Raw genomic sequence first — 18,007 nt, forward strand, 5'->3', positions numbered from 1 at the left:
GGTCCCGGCACGCCGCAAACATCAAGGCGGGGAGCGCATATGCCCAGAATCATCACCTGTGTCGCATGGCTGCTCCTCGCCTTTTGCCTGCTCGCCGCCCAGCCCGCCCGGGCCGGGGAGGACGAAGCCTGGTGGGCGTCGGCAGAGGCCGAGGCCCGGCGGGACGACTACCGCCTCCTGGACGACGACGGCCTGAGGGAGCTCCTCGACGCCAAAAAAGACATGGTCCTGCTCGACGCCCGCGCGGACTACGAGTTCGCCGCGGGCCACATTCCGGGCGCGGCCAACCTGGAGTTCGACCTGGGCGACGACCTGGACCTGTCCGACGACAAGCGCCGGGCCCTGGCCGAGCTGATGGGCCCGGACAAGGACCGCCTGCTGGTCATCTACTGCCGGAGCTTCAGGTGACTGCGCAGCTCCATTGCGGCGCGCTGGGCAGTGCGTCTCGGTTACACCCGGATTTACCGGTATCCGGCCGGGTTCCACGGCTGGAAGGCCAAGCATCCCGATCTGGTGGAGGGCAGGCCCGAAGAGGTTCACGTCCTGGCCGTGGGCGACGACTTCCCCACCTGCCGGGTGGCGGTGCTCAACGGCGACGAGGACCGGGAGTACCTGGAACTGCCGGACGGGGCGAAGTTCCTGCAGCTCTCCGAACTCAAGGCGGACTTCGTGCTCATCCAGCTCTACAACACCCTGTGCAGCGACTGCGTGGCCGAGACCAAGAAGCTGACGCGGTTCTTCCAGCGGGTCGAAGAAGACCCGGAACTGGCCGGGCGGCTCAAGATCATCGGCATCGGGGTCTACGACTCCAACCTGTCCGTGGTCCGTTTCCGCAAGCACTACGACGTGGCCTACCCGCTGTTTTCGGACAAGAGCGGGCAGATATTCGAATGCCTGGGCCAGGCCGAACTGCCGCTGGCCTACCTGGTCCGGTCCAGGGGCGACGGCACCTGGCGCATCGAGTTGATCAAGCGGGGGTATTTCGAGCCGGACGAGCAGTTCCTGAACGTCCTGCGCTCGGCGGTCCGGCGGACCGGGGGCTAGCTCCGGGCCACGGCCGAAAGCAGGGCCAGCACGGTGTCGGCGGCGGCCAGATAGACCGGATCGGGATCGGCCCCGGCCAGTCCGTCGCGGAACCGGCCCACCCACGGCTCCATGACCTCGTCCGCGAACCGGGCCGCCTTGTCGGCCAGGGCGGGATCATTGGTCCACCCTTCGGCGCAGAGGTGGAACAGGTATTCCAGCTCCAGGGCGAGGTGGTCGGGCGGCTCATTGGAAGGCAGCGAGATTTCGAGCCCGGCCTCGGCCAGGCGGTCGCGCATGGCCAGGGCGTTCTGGCCCATGGTCCGGCCCGCGCCGCCCTGGTGGCAGGACTCGTAGAGCGGGGCCGGGACGCCGCCGGGTCCGGCGATGAACAGGCGGACGTACTCGGCCTCGAGCGGGGAGAAGTCCCCGGTTTCGACAAGGGGCGCAAGGGCGTCACGCAACGCCTCGATCGGCCCGGCCGGGATCGCGGGAAATTCCTGGACACGATCGAGGAGATCGGGCAATCCATGGGTTGCCAGTTCCCTCCATCCCTCTTCGTCCGGTCCGCGAAACACGGCTGCGCACAACTCCACAAGGTTGAGCAGCACAATTTTCGATTGGGAAATTGACATGGTAGGAGCTCCCGGACATGCGATGGAAGATACCCTACGACAGTACGGTAAAGCGCACGGCAGGGCAATGGGAACATGGCTTGAGACAAAGGAGAGACAGATGGACGAGCACATATGCGCCGAAGAGCAGGCCCTGAAGAAAAACGTGTTGTCCCGCATGAAGCGCATCGAAGGACAGGTGCGCGGCATCCAGGGCATGATCGAATCCGGCAAGGAGTGCCAGGACATCCTGGTCCAGGTACGGGCCGTGCGCTCCGCCCTGCAATCGGCCAACAAGCTCATCCTCAAGCGCTACCTGCTCAGGTGCTATGCCGAGTCCGTGGACAGCGGCCAGGACGCCAAGGAGTCCCTGGACAAGTTCATCTCCGTGGTCACCGGCTTTATTGAAGGCTGATATACCGAACTATTTGGAGTAATTGATGAAGAAACTGCTTTTTGCGCTGGCCTTCGCCCTGCTGTTCTGCCAGCCCGTGGCCGCGAAGACCAACTACAACGTCTGCTTCAACTCCCTGGATGCGGACGTGGACGGCCGCATGTCCAAGGGCGAGTTCCTGGTGGCCTTTTCCGACGGCGACACCTCGGTCTTCGACCAGGCCGACGCCGACAAGGACGGCACGGTGTCCCACGAGGAGTGGGAGGCCTACAAGTCCGGTCAGGGATACGAGAGCAACGAGTAGCCGTCCGGCCTGAAACGGCGAAGGGGGCGCGGTCCATGCGGACCGCGCCCCCTTCGCCGTTTCAGGCGTCAATCCTCCGGGCTATTCGCCCAGTCCCAGGGCGCGCAGGAAGCCCGGGTCCTCGGTCCAGCCCTCGCGGACCTTGACCCACAGCTCCAGGTGGACCTTCTGGCCGATGAGCTCGGCGATGTCCATGCGGGCCTGGGAGCCGATGGCCTTGAGGTTCGCCCCCTGCTTGCCGATGATCATGCCTTTGTGGCTCTTGCGCGAGGTGTAGATGACCGCGTTGACGACGACCATGTCCTCGCGGGATTTCTCGTCCCACTCCTCGATCTCCACGGCGGTGGAGTAGGGCAGCTCCTGGCGGAGCGAATAGAACAGCTTCTCGCGGATGATCTCCGAGGCCATGAAGCGCAGGGGCACGGTGGAGATCTGGTCCTCCGGGAACATCTGCGGCCCCTCGGGCGTGTGGGCCAGGATGCGCTCGAGCAGCTCGCTGGTGCCCTTGCCCCGCAGGGCCGACACCGGCACGAACTCGGCCTCGGGCCACAGCTCGGACAGCCTGGCCATGAACGGCAGCAGCTGGTCCTTCTCCTTGATGCGGTCGATCTTGTTCACGGCCACCAGCACCGGGCGGCCCGCCTCGCTGACCGGCTTGACCAGCGGCGCGATCTCCTTGTCCAGCAGGTGCGGCTTGGCGCAGTACAGGGCCGCGTCCAGGAGGACCACCACCGCGTCGGACGAAGCCAGGGCGTTCCAGGCCGATTCGAGCAGGAAGCGGTTCATCTTGCCGCGCAGCCGGTGGATGCCCGGCGTGTCCAGGAAGATGAGCTGGGCGTCGTCCGTGGTCAGGATGCCGCTGATGCGGTTGCGCGTGGTCTGCGGCTTGGGCGAGACAATGGCCACCTTCTGCCCGAGATAGGTGTTCATCAGCGTGGATTTGCCCGCGTTGGGCGGCCCGATCAGGGCGATCATACCGAATTTGTGCATGTATTACCTTTGGTTGTCCGCATCGCTTGCGGGCTTGCCAAACCGTTCCTCGGCCAGGCGCACCTTTTCGACAATGCGGCGATAGTAGTCGCTGGACGTATCCAGGGTTATCGGGCGGCGACGCCGCTCGTTCATCTGCATGATCATCACGTTCAACTTCTGGACCTGCCGGTACCGCTCCTGCTCGTCTTCCATGCTTTCGAGCAGGTCGATGGCCGTGTTGATCTCCTTCTCCTCCAAGACCTCGGCGGGAAGGTGCCCGGAACTCTTCAGGATCCGGTAGGCCATGCGCAGGTCCGGCGGCAGGTTGGCGGCCTCGTCCGGCATGAGCGGCTTGCCCATGCCCTCCAGGTCCTCGAACTTGCCCTCCTGCTCGGCCTTGCGGATGAGCTCTTCGGCGATAATGGCCGTTACGTTGAACATGACAATGATTTTCCCACACTCCCGTAGGCGAGTCAAAGGGTGGATTGGCCCTCGGGGAGGGGCAATCTCACCCATGTTTTCATAGAAAGGATCAAGAGGGGAGAGATAAGGAAAGCCGCCTGGAAGGCGGCGATTGATGGAAAGATGCGCGCCTGCGGCGCGAGAGCCGGTGGGACGGCTGAAGCCGTCCCAGCCTCCGAGAGCCGCTGTGCGGGGCGCAGCCCCGCACTTGCTCCATGCCCTCCCGGCGGGGTCCATTTTTTTGCTGGCCCAAAAAAATAGACGAAAAAAAGGGCCTGGTGGGTAGCGCGGCCGCCCGGAGAACGAAGGGCAAGAAGCTGATCCGCTCGGGTCGGCTCCCGAATCGAGGCTCGCTGCGCTCGCTCCGATTCGAAGAGCCGCCGCCCCTCGCGGTCAGCTTCTAACCCTTCGTTCAAGGGCTGAATAGGTGCGAGGAAGAGTGACGGCGGGGCGAGGGAGGGCGTGCCTTGGCGTGAAACGGTGGAGAGCCGCTGTCGGACGGGGACGTCCGAGGCGCTCCATGGGAGCCTCTAAGGTTCTTTTGGGCGCTTGGGGGCCGTTTCCGCGCGTTCGCACCACAGCGCGGTTTTTGCTTCCTTTATCTGCGCCAGCAAAAAACCTCGAAAAAGGAAAGAGGTCCCTAACCACGCTCGCCGTGAAGCAGCATCTTCCATCGTTTGGCCTCGTCCCAATTGAATCCGCCCGGCACGCAGGGCCAGATGGAGTTGTTCTGGAAGAGCGGTTCGTCCTTGAGCGGGTACGGGCTGGCCGTGCAGGCCGTCTCGAACATGGGCGAGCCCGGGATGGGGGTGTAGTGGGCCAGGTGGGGACGGAATCCGTAGGCGCGGACGTGTTGGACCGCCTTCTCCACGTTGACGAGGTCCTGGCCGGGCAGGCCGAACAGGATGTACACCCCGATGTCGTCGAGGTCGAAGCCCGCATTGAGCAGGTTGCGCGCCCCGGCCTCCCACTGCTCGCGGGTCAGCTTGACGTCGTGGCGGTGGTCGAAGTCCGTGGTCTCCAGGCCCAGGCGGACCGTGGTCAGCCCGGCCGCCTTGAGGCGGTGGCAGACATCGGCGGTCAGGTGGCGGACGTGCATGGCGTTTGGCGTGTGCAGGCGCAGGTCCATGCCGGACGCGGACAGGCCGTCCAGGACCGGCCAGAGCCAGCGGTCCGGGTTGACCAGCAGGGCGTCGTCGTAAAAGGCGAAGTCGCGCACGCCCCGTTCGTACTCCGCTTGGATGTCCTCCATGACCGCCTCCGCCGTGGACTGGCGGAAGCGCGGATACAGGGCGTTGCTCGCGCAGTACTCGCAGGAGAACGGACAGCCGCGCGAGCCGAGAATAATGGAATAGGCGGGCTCGACGTAGAGGTCGAGTGATAATGAAAGACCATGTTTATCAGCTTGTTGTGGGGTGTCGAAATCAATCAACTCCCAGAAGCGTGACCAGTTGTCCGGCCGTTCCAGCGGCCCCTGCTGGAGGTGGGCGTCAGCGTGGCGTGCGGCGTGGTCCCCGCACAGGGTGGCGTAGGTGCCGCCCAGGAAGCGGGGCACGTCGGGCCACAGCTCGGCGCAGATGTCGAGGATGTCCAGGGCCCCGGGATACCAATAGGTCATGATGGTCGTGACCAGCACGGCGTCGGGGATGGGGTCGAGCGCGGAAAGGGCCTCCACGACCCGGTCGCGCGGCAGGCCGTAGCGCGAAAAGCGGCGGTCCATGGAGGTGAGCGGCGCGGGCGGTTCGATCTCCTCCTTGGGATAATGGCCGGTGCCATACTTGCCGGGTTTCGGCCATTTCAGGCCGAGGTCGGGGGCGGCTTCCCAGGTCGGGTCCAGGCAATCGAGCAGGGCCACCGAGGCCCCGGCGGCGCGGAGCATGTCCAGGCAGGCGAGCAGTCCGGCTGGGCGCGACCAGACGTTGAAGGCCGCGAAGTCGGTGATCCACGGGTTGACGCCGAGTATGCGCGGGCCGTGGGCCCGGCCGGGGAGTGCGGACCACGGGATGTGCGGAAACGCGGGGCGGGCCATGGCGGCTAGCGGGTCAGGAGGTTGGTCAGGATGGTCAGGCCGAGCATGATGATGACCACGACGAGCAGGATGTTGGTCATCTTGTCCCGCCGCTTGACCCGTTCGGCCTTGGACCGGGTGAACTGGCCGACGATGAGAAAGACCAGGCCGAGGATGATGATCAGTTTGACGAGCGTGCCCATGGGGAGGGTGTAGCGGGTTTTTTGGAAAAAGTCTTGCGCTCGCGCAGGCGGGCCGTCTATATGTAAAACGCTCTCGGCTGCTTCGGGGTGTGAACCATGTCCGCGAAGCGATCTTTCTTACGTGCGCCGGCGCGCCTTGCCGGGCTCCATATTCCGACCCGTATCCCCCGCGCCGCCCGGCGCGAAGGGGGGCTGACATGCTGAGGTTCCTCAAGCGTCCCGAGGTGGTCTATTGCCTGGTCGTGGCGGTCATATCGGTTGGCCTGTGTCTGCTCGCGAGCCCGCTCAGCGCCTATTTCCTTTTCTTTTTCGTCTATGCGCCCTTTTACAAGGCGCCGTTTCTCCTCATCCCGCTTATGGGCATTCCGTTCCTGGCCTACCTCTTCGGCGGGCCGGGGGTCAGGAACGCGGCCAAGTGGTTTTCCCTGACCGCCGGAGGCGCCGTGCTCGGCATCGCCGGGCTCCTGGTGGTGTCTCAGGCCCCCAACTGGGCCGAGCGGAACCTGACCTGGAGCACGGCGTACACCTACCGCCTCATCGTCGAGGTGGACACGGCCGACGGGCCGAAGAGCATGGACCGCCTGCTGACCGTCGAGAGGAAGACGTCCACCCTGACCGGGCAGGCGACCGGCTGGATAGGCGTGCGCGGCGTCTATGTGCCTGGCGGTTTCGATGTGGCCAAAGGCATCACCGTGGGTATCCCCAGCCACGCGACCCGCGTATTCAACCACCTCTATACCGACACCCTGCGGCGGCTGAATCTGCCCTTGGACGGCGAGTACAAGGGCAGACGGCTCGAGGTGGACAAGGAGCTTTTTCCCCGGATCACCGCGAACCACCTCAAGTATTACGACGAGGCGATCCTGGCCCTGTATCGGGACGCGCTGGCCCAGGGACGCTACCGGATCTTCGTGGAACTGGTGGATGGTACGCCGCAGGTGGCGCGGTTGTCGGACCAGGTCTGCGAATACCTGCTGACCCTCACTGTGGAGACCCCGGACGGGACCAGACGGTCGGAGATCTCGGTCCGGCTGGCCAGAGACGAGAGGGGACAGACGCCAGACTCGCTCAAGCTCCACCGGATCAGCGATATGTTGCGCATCCCCCTGCGGTCAGGCGCGGGACTATCCCTGGAGTTGCTGCCGCGCGAGCTGGCGGAGCTGCCCCGCCAAGTGGCCAGGGCCGAGAAACTGAGCGAACTGACCAAGGGAACGCGAGTGCCGGTCTCGCATACGATACTTGAAGCCACCCACTTCGGCGGCCTGCAACTCAAGGGCGACAAAGTGTGCGACCTGCCCGAATCATACCGCCCGTTGCTGGAAGGCAGAGGCGAGTACACCCTGCTGCTGGAAATGATCGATGGATGGGTCCGTCCGTGAGAAGCGTATGCGCAGCGGGGATGACCCGGCATGCGCGGCACTCACGAAGGGCGTGCCGCCGGTTCCCATGCTGCCGGCGCAGCCGCCGGGACGCCGACCGTGTCCCTTTTGGCGGGTATGTGCTCTGTCCCGGTCCCGGCTTAGGGCTTGATCCAAATGATCCCGCACTGCCGCCCGGTGTCCCGGACCGGGCTGGCGCACGCCTTGCGGTAGGAGAAGAAGGTCTCCTCCATGGTCAGGGTGCACAGGTCCAGGCCGAATATCTGGCTCTCGGGCACGCCCGCGTTCGTGAGCTGGTCGCGTGTCAACCGCCAGAGGTCCATGGTCCGGGCTACGCTGTCGTACCAGGGGCGGAACGCGGGGCCGAAGTCGGTTTCGAAGTTGACGAACTCGGCGGCCGTGGGGCCCAGGGACGGGCCGCGCACGGCGAAGACGTCCTCGGGCTTCAGGCCGTAGTGCTCGCAGAAGCGGCGCACGCCCGAACCGGGAAAATCACACTTGTTGCCCCGCCAGCCCGCGTGCAGTCCGGCCACATACCTGCCCGAGCGGTGGGCCAGGAGAATGGGCTGGCAGTCCGCGGTCTTGACCACCAGGCCGTGCCCGGGCGTGGCCGTGGCCATGCCGTCGCCGTCCTCCGTGGCGTGCTCGTCGGGCGAGTGGGGAGCGGGATCGAAGCGGATCACGTCGCCATGCACCTGGTTGAGTTCGCACCAGCCGGTCAGCCCCATGCGCGAAAAGACCATGCGCCGGTTCACGGCCACGGCGTCCGGGTCGTCGTTCACGTCAAAGGAGATGTTGGCCGAGTCGTGGGGCGGTTCGGACACGCCTCCCCTCCGGGAGGTGAAGGCGCAGGCGACTTGCGGAATTTCTGGAAATTCGAACGGGAAAAAAGCTATGGCCGCCATAGTTCCTCTTCGGTGCAGACCACGTGGACCGGCTTGTCCCACGGCTGGGTGGGCACGCTGTCGATGAGCTGGAATTCATGGGCCACGCCCACCACCAGGGTGTCGCGCAGGGGGGGAGTGGCCAGCAACCGGTCGTAGTATCCGCCCCCGAATCCGAGCCGGTTGCCCTTGCGGTCGAATCCCACGCCGGGCACGAGCGCTATCTGTGGGCAGCAGCTGTCCACGGGCGGGCAGACCTCGGCGTCCGGCTCCATGATGGAGAACGCGCCGGGCACCAGCTCGTCCTCGCAGGCCGCGCAGGCCATGTCCATGTGGCCGGGCTGGTCCGGACGGCAGCGGGGCAGCAGCACGCGGCAGCCGCGTTGCCACAGCTCGGCCAGCAGCGGGCGCAGGTCGATCTCGCCGCGCACCGGCCAATAGAGCAGGGCCTCGGTGGCGTTCTTCCACTCGAACAGGGTGCGGATCATCGACACGGCCCCCTCGCTGGCCCGGGCCACCTCGTCGGCGGACAGGGCGGCGCGGCGCTCGATGAGCCGCTTGCGCAATACGATTTTTTCTGTTTCAGCCATGGGCGGACAATAGCATGGCCCGGTGCGACAATCCAGCCTCAAGCGGTGAAATCCGGGTGACGCCCATATGCCCCTTGGATTTCGGGCCGTCTTGTTCTATCTTGACGGTTGCCACGAATAAGCCACCCATACGGAGACCGAATGGCCGCGAATATACTGATACTCGACGACGAAAAGAACTATCTGCTCATCCTGGATTCCATCCTTGAGGACGAGGGGTATCATGTGACCACTCTGTCCGACCCGGAGATGGGGCTGGCCTACCTCGAGGATTCCGAGGTGGACGTGGTCCTGACCGACATGAAGATGCCGGGCCTGACCGGCCAGGATGTGCTTGAACACTGCAAGAAGAACTACCCGCACATCCCGGTCCTGATCATGACCGCCTTCGGCTCCATCGAGGCCGCCGTGGAGGCCATGCGTATCGGGGCCTTCGACTACATCACCAAGCCGTTCGCCAACGAGGAGCTGCTCCTGTCCATCTCCAAGGCCGTGCAGTACGCCTCCACCCAGCAGGAGAACATCCGCCTGAAAAGGGAGATCCGCGACCGCTATTCCAAGGACAACATCATCGCCCGGGGCAAGGGCATGGAGCAGGTCCTGGACATGGTCGACCGGGCCGCGCCCTCCAAATCCACGGTGCTCATCCTCGGCGAATCCGGTACCGGCAAGGAACTCATCGCCCGGGCCATCCACACCTCCTCGCCCCGGCGCGAGGCCCCGTTCGTGACGGTCAACTGCATGGCGCTTAATCCCGGCGTGCTCGAATCCGAACTCTTCGGCCACGAAAAGGGCTCCTTCACCGGGGCCACGGCCATGCGCAAAGGCCGCTTCGAACAGGCCAACAAGGGTACGCTCTTCCTGGACGAGATTGGCGAACTGACCCCGGAACTTCAGGTCAAGCTCCTGCGCGTGCTCCAGGAGCACCAGATCGAGCGCGTGGGCGGCACCGAGACGTTCGACGTGGACATCCGTATCGTGGCCGCCACCAACAAGAATCTCCAGGACTCCGTGGCCAAGGGCGAGTTCCGCGAGGACCTCTTCTACCGCCTCAACGTGGTCTCCATCTTCATGCCGCCCCTGCGCGAGCGGCGCGAGGACATCCCGCTGCTTGCCGCGCACTTCCTTGAAAAGTACAACAAGGAAAACCAGATGGAGATCACCGGATTCACCTCGGCGGCCATGGACTACCTGTCCGCCTACGAGTGGCCGGGCAACGTCCGCCAGCTGGAGAACGTGGTCGAGCGGTGCACGGTCCTGGCCCGCGCCGACGTCATCGACGCCGACGACTTGCCGCCCGAGATCAAGGACGAGGAGGCCCAGTTCAAGTCCGCCGTGGACCTGTTGCCCACCAAGCTCAACCTGGCCGACACCATGGACAAGATCGAGGGCGCCCTGGTCAAGCGCGCCCTGGTGCGCACCGACTTCGTCCAGGTCAAGGCCGCCGAGATGCTCGGCCTTTCCAAGTCCAACCTGCAATACAAACTGAAGAAATACGGCCTGACCGGCAAAGCCAAATAATGATCGTCCTCGATTACCCGTACGTCTCCCGGTTCCTCACCGATTCCGTCCTGGAGCTCGGCCAGCCCGTGCTCGACACCCCGCAGGCCCGCCTTCTTGCGGGCGACGCCCCCCTGGACTACATCGACGAGATAGAATTCTCCGCGCGCCTGGCCTTGGGCGGCAAGGTCTACACCAACTCCGAAAACGGCCTGGAGCACGTCCTGCGCTGCCGCTGCAACGAGGACCTGGCCCGGCAGATCGACATCTGCAAGGACAAGGCGCTGTTTCGCGAAACCGTGGCCGGGTTGCACCCGGACTACCGGTTCCAACGCCTGCCCTTCGACCAACTGGCCGACTTCGACCCCGAGTCCATGCCGTGCCCGTTCATCGTCAAGCCCACGCGCGGCTTCTTCTCCCTGGGTGTGCACGTGGTCGACACCCCGGCGGACTGGCCCGCCGTCACGCAGGCCATCGGGGCCGAACGCGCGGCCCTGAACGCCGAATACCCCGAAGCCGTGGTCAGCGGCGGCGAGTTCATCGTCGAGCAGGCCATCCATGGCGAGGAGTACGCCATCGACGTCTACTATGACGCCGAGGGCGACCCGGTGATCACCAACATCCTGCACCACACCTTCCTGTCCGCCGCCGACGTCTCGGACCGCCTCTACTACACCTCGGCCCGGATCATGGAGACCTGGCTGCTGCCGTTCACCGACTATCTGCGCGACGTGGGCCGCCAGTGCGGGTTCCGCGACTTCGTCACCCACGTCGAGGTCCGCGTCACCGACTCGGGCGACATCCTGCCCATCGAGGCCAACCCGTTGCGCCTGGCGGGCTGGTGCGTGGCCGACCTGACCCACCACGCCTGGGGCATCAACCCCTACGAGTGTTATTTCAAGGAACTGCGCCCGGACTGGGACGCCATCCTGACCGAAAACCAGGGGCTGGCCACGGTCATGGTCATCGGCGACCTGCCGTCCACGCTCGACCGCACCGCCATCCGTTCCATCGACTACGAAGGATTTCAGTCGATGTTTTCCAATGTCCTGGAATTGCGAAAGATCGATTACCACCAATACCCGGTCTTCGCCTTCGCCTTCGCCTCCATGCCCGAAGCCGAACTCGACGCCCTCAAGTCGACCATCATGCAGGACTTCACCCGCTTCGTGGTGAAGAAGTAGGGGGGGACGCCTCCGGCGGCCGGGGGAAGGGGAGAGGGGAAACCTTTGAAAAGGTTTCCCCTCTCCCCTTCCCCCGGCCCCCCATCCCCTCTCCCTTTCTAAACTTTTTGGTGCCGCTTCGCGGGGTGCGGATGGACGCGGGAAAGTGTCCTGCCGGATTGACTATGCCGTACGGAGTAGGGCCTCCGGGCACTCCCTTCCCTTAACCCGCCGCACGCGCGGATGCGCAAACAAAAAGTTTTGAAGGGGAGTCCAGAGGGGAGACTTTTCCAAAAGTTTCCCCTCTGGCCGCCGGAGGCATTCTTAAAATAAATCGATACGGCCGTCGGTCTTTTCGTACCAGGTGAGGAAGCCGTCCACGCATTCGGGGCAGAGTTGTTTGCCGTTTTCCTCGGCGATGATTTCGGCGGCCACGGGCCGGGGCAGGGAGTCCCGGTGCGGGCGTTCGGAGATCATGGCGCAGTAGGAGTCGGCCACGGAGATGAGCCGGGCCAGGCGGGGGATTTCGGTTCCTGCCAGGCCGTTGGGGTAGCCGGAACCGTCCCACCGTTCGTGGTGGGACAGGCAGACCTCGGCCACGTCGGCCAGGGCCGGGATGGGGGCGAGCAGGGCCGCGCCCAGACGGGTGTGTCCCTGAATGTGCTTGAATTCCTGCGGGGTGAGTTTGCCTGTCTTGCTCAGCACCGCGTCGCTGATGCCGACCAGGCCGATGTTGTGCAGCCTGCCGACGATCAGCAGCCGCTCCAGGACGTTCTTGGGCCGGTCCAGGGCCTTGGCGATGCCGTGGGCCACGCGGGCGACCTTTTCGGAGTGGAAAGCTGTGGATTCGGTGCGCGCCTCGGCGGCGCGGGCGATTTCTATCAGACTGGCCAGTATTTCTGCGGAACAGGTTTCGGGTGACATGGTTCGCTCCGAGTTTTGAACAATTTTGTCTGGGGCAGTATGTGGCGGCCTGCGGGCCGGGTGCAATTATATTTCGCGGCTTGCCTCGCCCGTCCGCCCGAAGTAGGATTTGCGTGTGGAAAGCCCTGTCCTTGAATACGTCTCGGCCATGCTCGATTCCGAGCGTATGGCCCACCAGATAGCCCACCATCGCGTCGTCGAGGGCGCGGACGCCCGTTTCGGCGAGCCGCGCAGGCCGTGGCCCGCCGCCCTGCAAAGCGCGCTCTCCCTGCTCGGCATAGATCAACTCTACGACCACCAGGCCGAGGCCGTGGACTATATCCGCGCCGGACGGCACGTGGTCGTGGCCACGCCCACGGCCAGCGGCAAGACCCTGACCTACAATCTGCCCGTGATGGAGCAGATTCTGGCCGACCCCGAGTCCAAGGCGCTCTATCTCTTTCCGCTCAAGGCATTGGCCCAGGACCAGCTCAAGGGGTTCAACGAACTGGCCGCGCTCCTGCCGTTGGAAGGCCACGAGGACCGCAGGCCCACGGCGGCCATCTACGACGGCGACACCTCGCCCCATTTCCGCAAGAAGATCCGCAACGCGCCGCCCAACGTGATCCTGTCCAATCCGGAGATGGTCCATCTGTCCATGCTCCCGCATCATGCGGGCTGGGCCGAGTTCCTGTCCGGGCTGACCCACATCGTGGTCGACGAGGTGCACACTTACCGGGGCGTCATGGGCGGGCACATGGCCATGGTCTTCCGCAGGCTCATGCGGCTGTGCCGCTACTACGGGGCCAGTCCGACCTTTGTCTTCTGCTCGGCCACCATCGGCAATCCGGCGGAGCTGTGCAGGATGCTCACCGGGCTCGATGCGCACCCGATCCTCGAATCCGGGGCCGCGCGCGGCGGGCGGCACATGGTCTTCGTCAACCCGGACGGCAGCCCTTCCGGGGCGGCCATCTCGCTGCTTCGGGCCGCCCTGGCGCGCGGATTGCGGACCATCGTCTACTGCCAGTCGCGCAAGATGACCGAGCTGATCTCCATCTGGGCGGCCGAGAAGAGCGGGGAGTTCAAGAGCCGCATCTCGGCCTATCGGGCCGGGTTCCTGCCCGAGGAGCGGCGCGAGATCGAGGCGCGCATGGCCGACGGCGAGCTGCTGGCGGTCATCTCCACCTCGGCGCTCGAGCTGGGCATCGACATCGGCGGCCTGGACGTCTGCATCATGGTCGGCTATCCGGGCTCGATCATGGCCACCCTGCAGCGGGGCGGGCGCGTGGGCCGCAGTCGGCGGGATTCGGCCGTGGCGCTCATCGCCCAGGAGGACGCCCTGGACCAGTATTTCATGCGCAACCCGGACGACTTCTTCGCCCGTCCGCCCGAGTCGGCCATGCTCAACCCGTTCAACCCGGTGGTCATGGACCGGCACCTGGTCTGCGCGGCCGCCGAGCTGACCCTACGGCGCGGCGAGCCGTTCCTGGCCGAGGAGCCGGTGGCGGCGCGGGTGGAGCAGATGGTCGCTGCCGGGCACCTCTTCGAGGTGGAGGCGGACCTGCCCGGCCACCCGACCGAGATCGTCACCCACCGCAAGCGGCCCCACCGGGACGTGGACCTGCGCGGGGCGGGCAGCCAGATGCACATCGAGGACAACTCCCTGAGCGAAGCGAAAGCGCCGGTCATCGGGACCATCGACCAGTATAGGGCGTTCCGCGAGACCCATCCGGGCGCGGTCTACCTGCACCGGGGGCGGACCTTCGTCATCCGCGACATGGACCTGGCGACCAACGCGGTGCACGCCGTGGCCCAGCGCGTGGGCTATTACACCAAGCCGCGCGGCAGCAAGGACACCGAGATCCTCGAAGTGCTCGGCCAGAAGGCCAGCTTCGGCACGCGCGTCTATTTCGGACGGGTCAAGGTCACGGACCAGATCACCGGCTACGAGAAGCGTTCCGTGCGCGGCGGCAAGCTGCTCGGCATCGTACCGCTCGACCTGCCGCCCCAGGTCTTCGAGACCGAGGCCATCTGGTTCGAGATCGGCCACGACATCCGCCGCCGCTGCGAGGAGGAGTTTTTGCACTTCATGGGCGGCATCCACGCCTTCGAGCACGCGGCCATCGGCATGCTCCCGCTGCTGGTCATGACCGACCGCAACGACCTGGGCGGCATCTCTACGCCCATGCACCCGCAGGTGGAGGGCCCGGCCGTGTTCATCTACGACGGCATGCCCGGCGGCGCGGGGCTGACCCGCCAGGCCTTCGAGCGGGCCGACGAGCTTATCGAGACCACGCTTTCGACCATCCGGGACTGCCCGTGCGAGCTGGGCTGCCCGTCCTGCGTGCATTCGCCCAAGTGCGGGTCGGGCAACCGGCCCATCGACAAGCGGGCCGCCCTGTTCGTGCTGGAGACCATCCGCTCCGGCGACCCCCAATCCATCACCCCCAAGGAGATCGACGTGAACACGCTCCCCGGCATCGACATGAAGCGGCCCGCGCCCAAGCGATACGGCGTCCTGGACATCGAGACCCGCTACTCGGCCGACGAGGTGGGCGGCTGGAACCGCGCCGACCGCATGGGCGTGTCCATCGCCTGCCTGTGGGACTCGGGCGAGGAGGCCATGTTCGACTATGAGCAGGACGACATGGACGCCTTGGTGGACCACCTGCGGAAGTTCGACCTGGTCATCGGCTTCAACCACGTCAAATTCGACTACGCGGTGCTCGGCGGCCTGCACCCCTTCGGGTTCCGCTCCCTGCCCAATCTCGATCTCCTGGTCGAGGTCAACAACCGGCTGGGCTACCGGATCAAGCTCGACAACATCGCCTCGGCCACCCTCGGCGCGGGCAAGTCCGCCGACGGCCTGATGGCGCTCAAGTGGTGGAAGGAAGGGCGGCTCGACCTGATCACCGAGTACTGCCGCCAGGACGTGGCCGTGACCCGGGACGTGTATCTCTTCGGCCGCGAGCACGGCCACATATTCTTCACCAACAAGGCGTCCCAGAAAGTTAAGCTGCCCGTTGATTGGTAGGCCGCTCGGGATAGCGGGCCATCTGCGCATTTTCCGAGGGCCCGCCTGATCCTCACGTACTGGGGTACGCTGCGGTCAGGCGGTCCCTCGAAAAATGCACATCTGACCCACTCTACCGAGCCTAATCAGAGCGCGGAGAGCCGCTGTTCGGGGCGTTTCGCCCCGAAGTCGCTTCGGAAGGAAGAAAAGAGGCATAGACTTGAAGCGCGGTGCCTGCGATCGGATATCGTTCGTTGGAATTTACACCGAAAAACAAGTGTAATATGGTCCGGAATCCGTGCGGCGGCGGTATTGTTCCGCATGTTGTTCGTGTTTTTTCGGCCGTCCGAGACGCCGGACGGCCTTTCCTGATTCCCTTGGAGGCGCATGCGCGACCAGGCCATCTCTTCGCGGCATTACGGCTGGACCATCTGCATCGTGGGCTCGGCCGTGGTCTTCGCCTGCCTGGGGTTGGGGCGGTTCTCCCTGGGCATGCTCCTGCCGTCCATGGGCGCGTCCCTGGGCCTGGACTACGGGCGCATGGGGTGGATCGGCACCGGCAATTTCATCGGGTACATGCTCGCGGTGGTGCTGGCCGGGACCGTGACCCAGTCCCATGGTGCGCGCCGGACCATTGCGGCCGGGCTGGCCCTGGTCGGGGTGTCCATGGTGCTCATCAGCCGCGCGGCCGGGTTCGAATCCGTGCTGTTGCTCTACTTCGCCACCGGCATCGGGTCCGGGTTGGCCAACGTGCCGCTCATGGGGCTCATCTCCCATTGGTTCCTGCGCGACACGCGCGGCCGGGCGGCCGGGTTCATGGTCGCGGGCAACGGCGTGGCCATCATCTTCGCGGGTTTGTTCATTCCCTGGGTCAACCTCGGTTCGGGCGGGCAGGGCTGGCGCACCGGCTGGCTGGTCCTCGGGCTCGTCGCTCTGGCCGTGGCCGCGCTGGCGGGCTGGCTGTTGCGCAACCATCCCCGCGACAAGGGTATCGCGCCCCTGGGACGGGCCAAGGCCGACACCGCGCCGCGCCGGGCACGCCAGTCTCCGGCCGGTCCGCCCGGCTCGCGGCGCGGGATCATCGCGCACCTGGGGATCATCTACCTGCTCTTCGGGGCCTCGTCGGTCATCTACGCGACCTTCATCGTCACCGCCCTGGTGGACGTGCACCACTACGGCGAAGACGCGGCCGGGCGGTTCTGGGCCGTGGTCGGCGGTTTGTCCGTCCTGTCCGGGCCGCTGTTCGGCGGTCTGTCCGACCGTCTGGGCCGCCGGTTCGGCATGATCGTGGTCTTCACTTTGTTCACCCTGGCTTACGCCTTCGCGGCGTTGAGCGGCTCGCCGTTCTTTCTCTACGCTTCGGTCGGCCTTTTCGGCATCGTGGCCTGGAGCATCCCGACCATCATGTCCGCCGCCGTGGGCGACTACATGGGGCCGGACAGGGCGGTCAGGGCCTTCGGGCTGATCACCCTGTTCTTCGGCGCGGGCCAGATCGTCGGCCCGGTGATCGCCGGATACCTCGCCGATCTTTCGGGCGACTTCACCGCCGCCTTCTGGCTCTGCGCCGCGCTCACAGGCTGCGCCCTGGCGCTCACCGCGCAGTTGAAGCAGCCGGAGTAGGGGGGGGCTTCGTCTTGGGCGTCAGGGTGTATTTGCTACACTGTTTTTGACAGGGCGCGCCTTGCCGTATTAGACCGGGTATGACGGTACTGTGTCGAAACACCGAGGTGGTGCGCATGTTTAAACGGATGTTCCAGTTTCTTTTCTTTGCCTACCTGCTTCTGGCGGGCGTCCACTATTCGGCCCTGCCCGAGGTCGCCCACGAACTGAAGGCCGCGGCCCGGTCCGGCGACGCCGAGGCCCAGCTTGTTTTGGCGCGCAAGTATTTCGAGGGCGACTTCGGCAGCCACGACCCGGCCGAGGCTGTGCGCTGGCTGCAGCGGGCCGCCGACCAGGACAATGCGGACGCCCTGAACATCCTCGGGCGGTTCTACCTCGCCGGGCTGGGCGTGGAACGGGACCCGGCCAAGGGCTTGGACCTGCTCCGTGCCGCCGCCGAGAAGGATCAGCCCCAGGCCCAGGCTTACATGGCCTACGCCTACGGCCAGGGCGACGGGGTCAAGCGCGACGCGGCCGAGTTCCTGCACTGGACCCGCAGGGCCGCCGAGAACGGCGACGCCCAGAGCCGTTTCAACCTGGCCACCCTGTACCTGACCGGCAGCTTGGTCTCCCAGGACGTCCCCGAGGGACGCCGTTGGCTCGAACTCTCGGCGGACCAGGGCTTCACCCAGGCCCAGGTGGCCCTGGGCGAGATGCTCATCCGGGGCATCAACCAGCCCCCGGACCTGGTCGAGGCGTGCAAGTGGTTCGCCATCGCCGGGACCAAGGGGAACGCCCAGGCCGAACAACGCCTCAACCAGATCGTCGAGCACATGACCAAAGAGGAAATGAACGAAGCCGCCCACCGCGCCAATGTCTGGCTTGAAGCCAAAACCGGCTTGCGGTAGCGGGCCATCTGCACATTTTTCCTGGTGGGCTTTCATCCTTACGTAGACGGCTACGCTGCGGTGAAAGCCCACCAGGAAAAAATGCACA

17 protein-coding genes are annotated in these 18,007 nt (G+C 65.4%); 9 read left to right on the forward strand and 8 right to left on the reverse strand.

Annotated features, from left to right (window positions below):
- The first annotated feature begins 39 nt into the window (after positions 1-39).
- Positions 40-1,044: a rhodanese-like domain-containing protein gene (locus tag ACR42D_RS01655; RefSeq protein ID WP_484565137.1), complete on the forward strand. Its 1,005-nt coding sequence runs from the start codon at positions 40-42 to the stop codon at positions 1,042-1,044.
- On the opposite strand, the gene ACR42D_RS01660 is transcribed toward ACR42D_RS01655, so the two are convergent.
- On the reverse strand, positions 1,041-1,658 hold the full coding sequence (locus tag ACR42D_RS01660; RefSeq protein WP_484565138.1) for a TorD/DmsD family molecular chaperone: 618 nt from the start codon (positions 1,656-1,658) through the stop codon (positions 1,041-1,043). The genes ACR42D_RS01655 and ACR42D_RS01660 overlap by 4 nt on opposite strands.
- 100 nt (positions 1,659-1,758) lie before the next feature.
- Here ACR42D_RS01660 and ACR42D_RS01665 point away from each other — a divergent pair, with 100 nt between their 5' ends.
- Both ACR42D_RS01665 and ACR42D_RS01670 read left to right on the forward strand, forming a co-directional pair.
- Complete coding sequence (locus tag ACR42D_RS01665) at positions 1,759-2,052, forward strand: metal-sensitive transcriptional regulator (RefSeq protein WP_484565139.1); 294 nt, start codon at positions 1,759-1,761, stop codon at positions 2,050-2,052.
- A 25-nt stretch (positions 2,053-2,077) separates the two neighbouring features.
- Positions 2,078-2,335 (forward strand): hypothetical protein, encoded by a 258-nt coding sequence (locus tag ACR42D_RS01670; protein ID WP_484565140.1) that lies wholly within the window; start codon positions 2,078-2,080, stop codon positions 2,333-2,335.
- An 81-nt stretch (positions 2,336-2,416) separates the two neighbouring features.
- Here the strand turns inward: ACR42D_RS01670 and era are convergent, their stop codons facing one another.
- The 4 genes from era to ACR42D_RS01690 form a co-directional block, all read right to left on the reverse strand.
- The gene (gene era / locus ACR42D_RS01675) at positions 2,417-3,325 is read right to left on the reverse strand and encodes a GTPase Era (RefSeq protein ID WP_484565141.1); all 909 of its coding nucleotides are present in this window, start codon (positions 3,323-3,325) and stop codon (positions 2,417-2,419) included.
- Positions 3,326-3,328: 3 nt separating this feature from the next.
- Positions 3,329-3,748, reverse strand: a complete 420-nt coding sequence (locus ACR42D_RS01680; RefSeq protein WP_484565142.1) for a DnaJ family domain-containing protein — start codon at positions 3,746-3,748, stop codon at positions 3,329-3,331.
- 661 nt (positions 3,749-4,409) lie between these two features.
- On the reverse strand, positions 4,410-5,798 hold the full coding sequence (locus ACR42D_RS01685) for a B12-binding domain-containing radical SAM protein (RefSeq protein WP_484565143.1): 1,389 nt from the start codon (positions 5,796-5,798) through the stop codon (positions 4,410-4,412).
- Between the two features lie 5 nt (positions 5,799-5,803).
- Positions 5,804-5,980 carry a hypothetical protein gene (locus ACR42D_RS01690; protein ID WP_484565144.1) on the reverse strand — a complete coding sequence of 59 codons (177 nt, stop codon included), beginning with the start codon at positions 5,978-5,980 and terminating at the stop codon, positions 5,804-5,806.
- 197 nt (positions 5,981-6,177) lie between these two features.
- Between ACR42D_RS01690 and ACR42D_RS01695 the strand changes: the two genes are divergently transcribed.
- Entirely contained in the window at positions 6,178-7,359 is a 1,182-nt protein-coding gene (locus ACR42D_RS01695) for a hypothetical protein (protein WP_484565145.1), read from the forward strand.
- 140 nt (positions 7,360-7,499) lie between these two features.
- Here ACR42D_RS01695 and ACR42D_RS01700 read toward each other — a convergent pair whose 3' ends face one another.
- Entirely contained in the window at positions 7,500-8,264 is a 765-nt protein-coding gene (locus ACR42D_RS01700; protein WP_484565146.1) for a purine nucleoside phosphorylase YfiH/LACC1 family protein, read from the reverse strand.
- On the reverse strand, positions 8,252-8,833 hold the full coding sequence (locus tag ACR42D_RS01705; protein ID WP_484565147.1) for a 5-formyltetrahydrofolate cyclo-ligase: 582 nt from the start codon (positions 8,831-8,833) through the stop codon (positions 8,252-8,254). The genes ACR42D_RS01700 and ACR42D_RS01705 overlap by 13 nt, the downstream gene beginning before the upstream one ends.
- A gap of 141 nt (positions 8,834-8,974) precedes the next feature.
- Between ACR42D_RS01705 and ACR42D_RS01710 the strand changes: the two genes are divergently transcribed.
- Together ACR42D_RS01710 and ACR42D_RS01715 are read left to right on the forward strand one after the other, a co-directional pair.
- Positions 8,975-10,354, forward strand: coding sequence for a sigma-54-dependent transcriptional regulator (locus ACR42D_RS01710; protein ID WP_484565148.1), 1,380 nt, complete (start codon positions 8,975-8,977; stop codon positions 10,352-10,354).
- Positions 10,354-11,517 carry an ATP-grasp domain-containing protein gene (locus ACR42D_RS01715; RefSeq protein WP_484565149.1) on the forward strand — a complete coding sequence of 388 codons (1,164 nt, stop codon included), beginning with the start codon at positions 10,354-10,356 and terminating at the stop codon, positions 11,515-11,517. The genes ACR42D_RS01710 and ACR42D_RS01715 overlap by 1 nt, the downstream gene beginning before the upstream one ends.
- 303 nt (positions 11,518-11,820) lie before the next feature.
- Here the strand turns inward: ACR42D_RS01715 and ACR42D_RS01720 are convergent, their stop codons facing one another.
- Positions 11,821-12,420 carry an HD-GYP domain-containing protein gene (locus ACR42D_RS01720; RefSeq protein WP_484565150.1) on the reverse strand — a complete coding sequence of 200 codons (600 nt, stop codon included), beginning with the start codon at positions 12,418-12,420 and terminating at the stop codon, positions 11,821-11,823.
- Between the two features lie 148 nt (positions 12,421-12,568).
- Here ACR42D_RS01720 and ACR42D_RS01725 point away from each other — a divergent pair, with 148 nt between their 5' ends.
- From ACR42D_RS01725 to ACR42D_RS01735, 3 genes are all read left to right on the forward strand, one after another.
- Complete coding sequence (locus tag ACR42D_RS01725) at positions 12,569-15,433, forward strand: DEAD/DEAH box helicase (RefSeq protein ID WP_484568431.1); 2,865 nt, start codon at positions 12,569-12,571, stop codon at positions 15,431-15,433.
- A gap of 366 nt (positions 15,434-15,799) precedes the next feature.
- Positions 15,800-17,032, forward strand: a complete 1,233-nt coding sequence (locus ACR42D_RS01730; protein ID WP_484565151.1) for an MFS transporter — start codon at positions 15,800-15,802, stop codon at positions 17,030-17,032.
- A 116-nt stretch (positions 17,033-17,148) separates the two neighbouring features.
- Positions 17,149-17,919 carry a tetratricopeptide repeat protein gene (locus tag ACR42D_RS01735; RefSeq protein ID WP_484565152.1) on the forward strand — a complete coding sequence of 257 codons (771 nt, stop codon included), beginning with the start codon at positions 17,149-17,151 and terminating at the stop codon, positions 17,917-17,919.
- The last annotated feature ends 88 nt before the right edge of the window (positions 17,920-18,007 follow it).

It is taken from the genome of Pseudodesulfovibrio sp. lm2024, from assembly GCF_051175575.1.
GTDB lineage: Bacteria > Desulfobacterota > Desulfovibrionia > Desulfovibrionales > Desulfovibrionaceae > Pseudodesulfovibrio > Pseudodesulfovibrio caledoniensis.

Coding starts and splice junctions, on each gene's coding strand:
- ACR42D_RS01660 (WP_484565138.1), bottom strand. CDS start 1,658: ATGTCAATTTCCCAATCGAAAATTGTGCTGCTCAACCTTGTGGAGTTG.
- ACR42D_RS01665 (WP_484565139.1), top strand. CDS start 1,759: ATGGACGAGCACATATGCGCCGAAGAGCAGGCCCTGAAGAAAAACGTG.
- ACR42D_RS01670 (WP_484565140.1), top strand. CDS start 2,078: ATGAAGAAACTGCTTTTTGCGCTGGCCTTCGCCCTGCTGTTCTGCCAG.
- era (WP_484565141.1), bottom strand. CDS start 3,325: ATGCACAAATTCGGTATGATCGCCCTGATCGGGCCGCCCAACGCGGGC.
- ACR42D_RS01680 (WP_484565142.1), bottom strand. CDS start 3,748: ATGTTCAACGTAACGGCCATTATCGCCGAAGAGCTCATCCGCAAGGCC.
- ACR42D_RS01685 (WP_484565143.1), bottom strand. CDS start 5,798: ATGGCCCGCCCCGCGTTTCCGCACATCCCGTGGTCCGCACTCCCCGGC.
- ACR42D_RS01690 (WP_484565144.1), bottom strand. CDS start 5,980: ATGGGCACGCTCGTCAAACTGATCATCATCCTCGGCCTGGTCTTTCTC.
- ACR42D_RS01695 (WP_484565145.1), top strand. CDS start 6,178: ATGCTGAGGTTCCTCAAGCGTCCCGAGGTGGTCTATTGCCTGGTCGTG.
- ACR42D_RS01700 (WP_484565146.1), bottom strand. CDS start 8,264: ATGGCGGCCATAGCTTTTTTCCCGTTCGAATTTCCAGAAATTCCGCAA.
- ACR42D_RS01705 (WP_484565147.1), bottom strand. CDS start 8,833: ATGGCTGAAACAGAAAAAATCGTATTGCGCAAGCGGCTCATCGAGCGC.
- ACR42D_RS01710 (WP_484565148.1), top strand. CDS start 8,975: ATGGCCGCGAATATACTGATACTCGACGACGAAAAGAACTATCTGCTC.
- ACR42D_RS01715 (WP_484565149.1), top strand. CDS start 10,354: ATGATCGTCCTCGATTACCCGTACGTCTCCCGGTTCCTCACCGATTCC.
- ACR42D_RS01720 (WP_484565150.1), bottom strand. CDS start 12,420: ATGTCACCCGAAACCTGTTCCGCAGAAATACTGGCCAGTCTGATAGAA.
- ACR42D_RS01725 (WP_484568431.1), top strand. CDS start 12,569: ATGCTCGATTCCGAGCGTATGGCCCACCAGATAGCCCACCATCGCGTC.
- ACR42D_RS01730 (WP_484565151.1), top strand. CDS start 15,800: ATGCGCGACCAGGCCATCTCTTCGCGGCATTACGGCTGGACCATCTGC.
- ACR42D_RS01735 (WP_484565152.1), top strand. CDS start 17,149: ATGTTTAAACGGATGTTCCAGTTTCTTTTCTTTGCCTACCTGCTTCTG.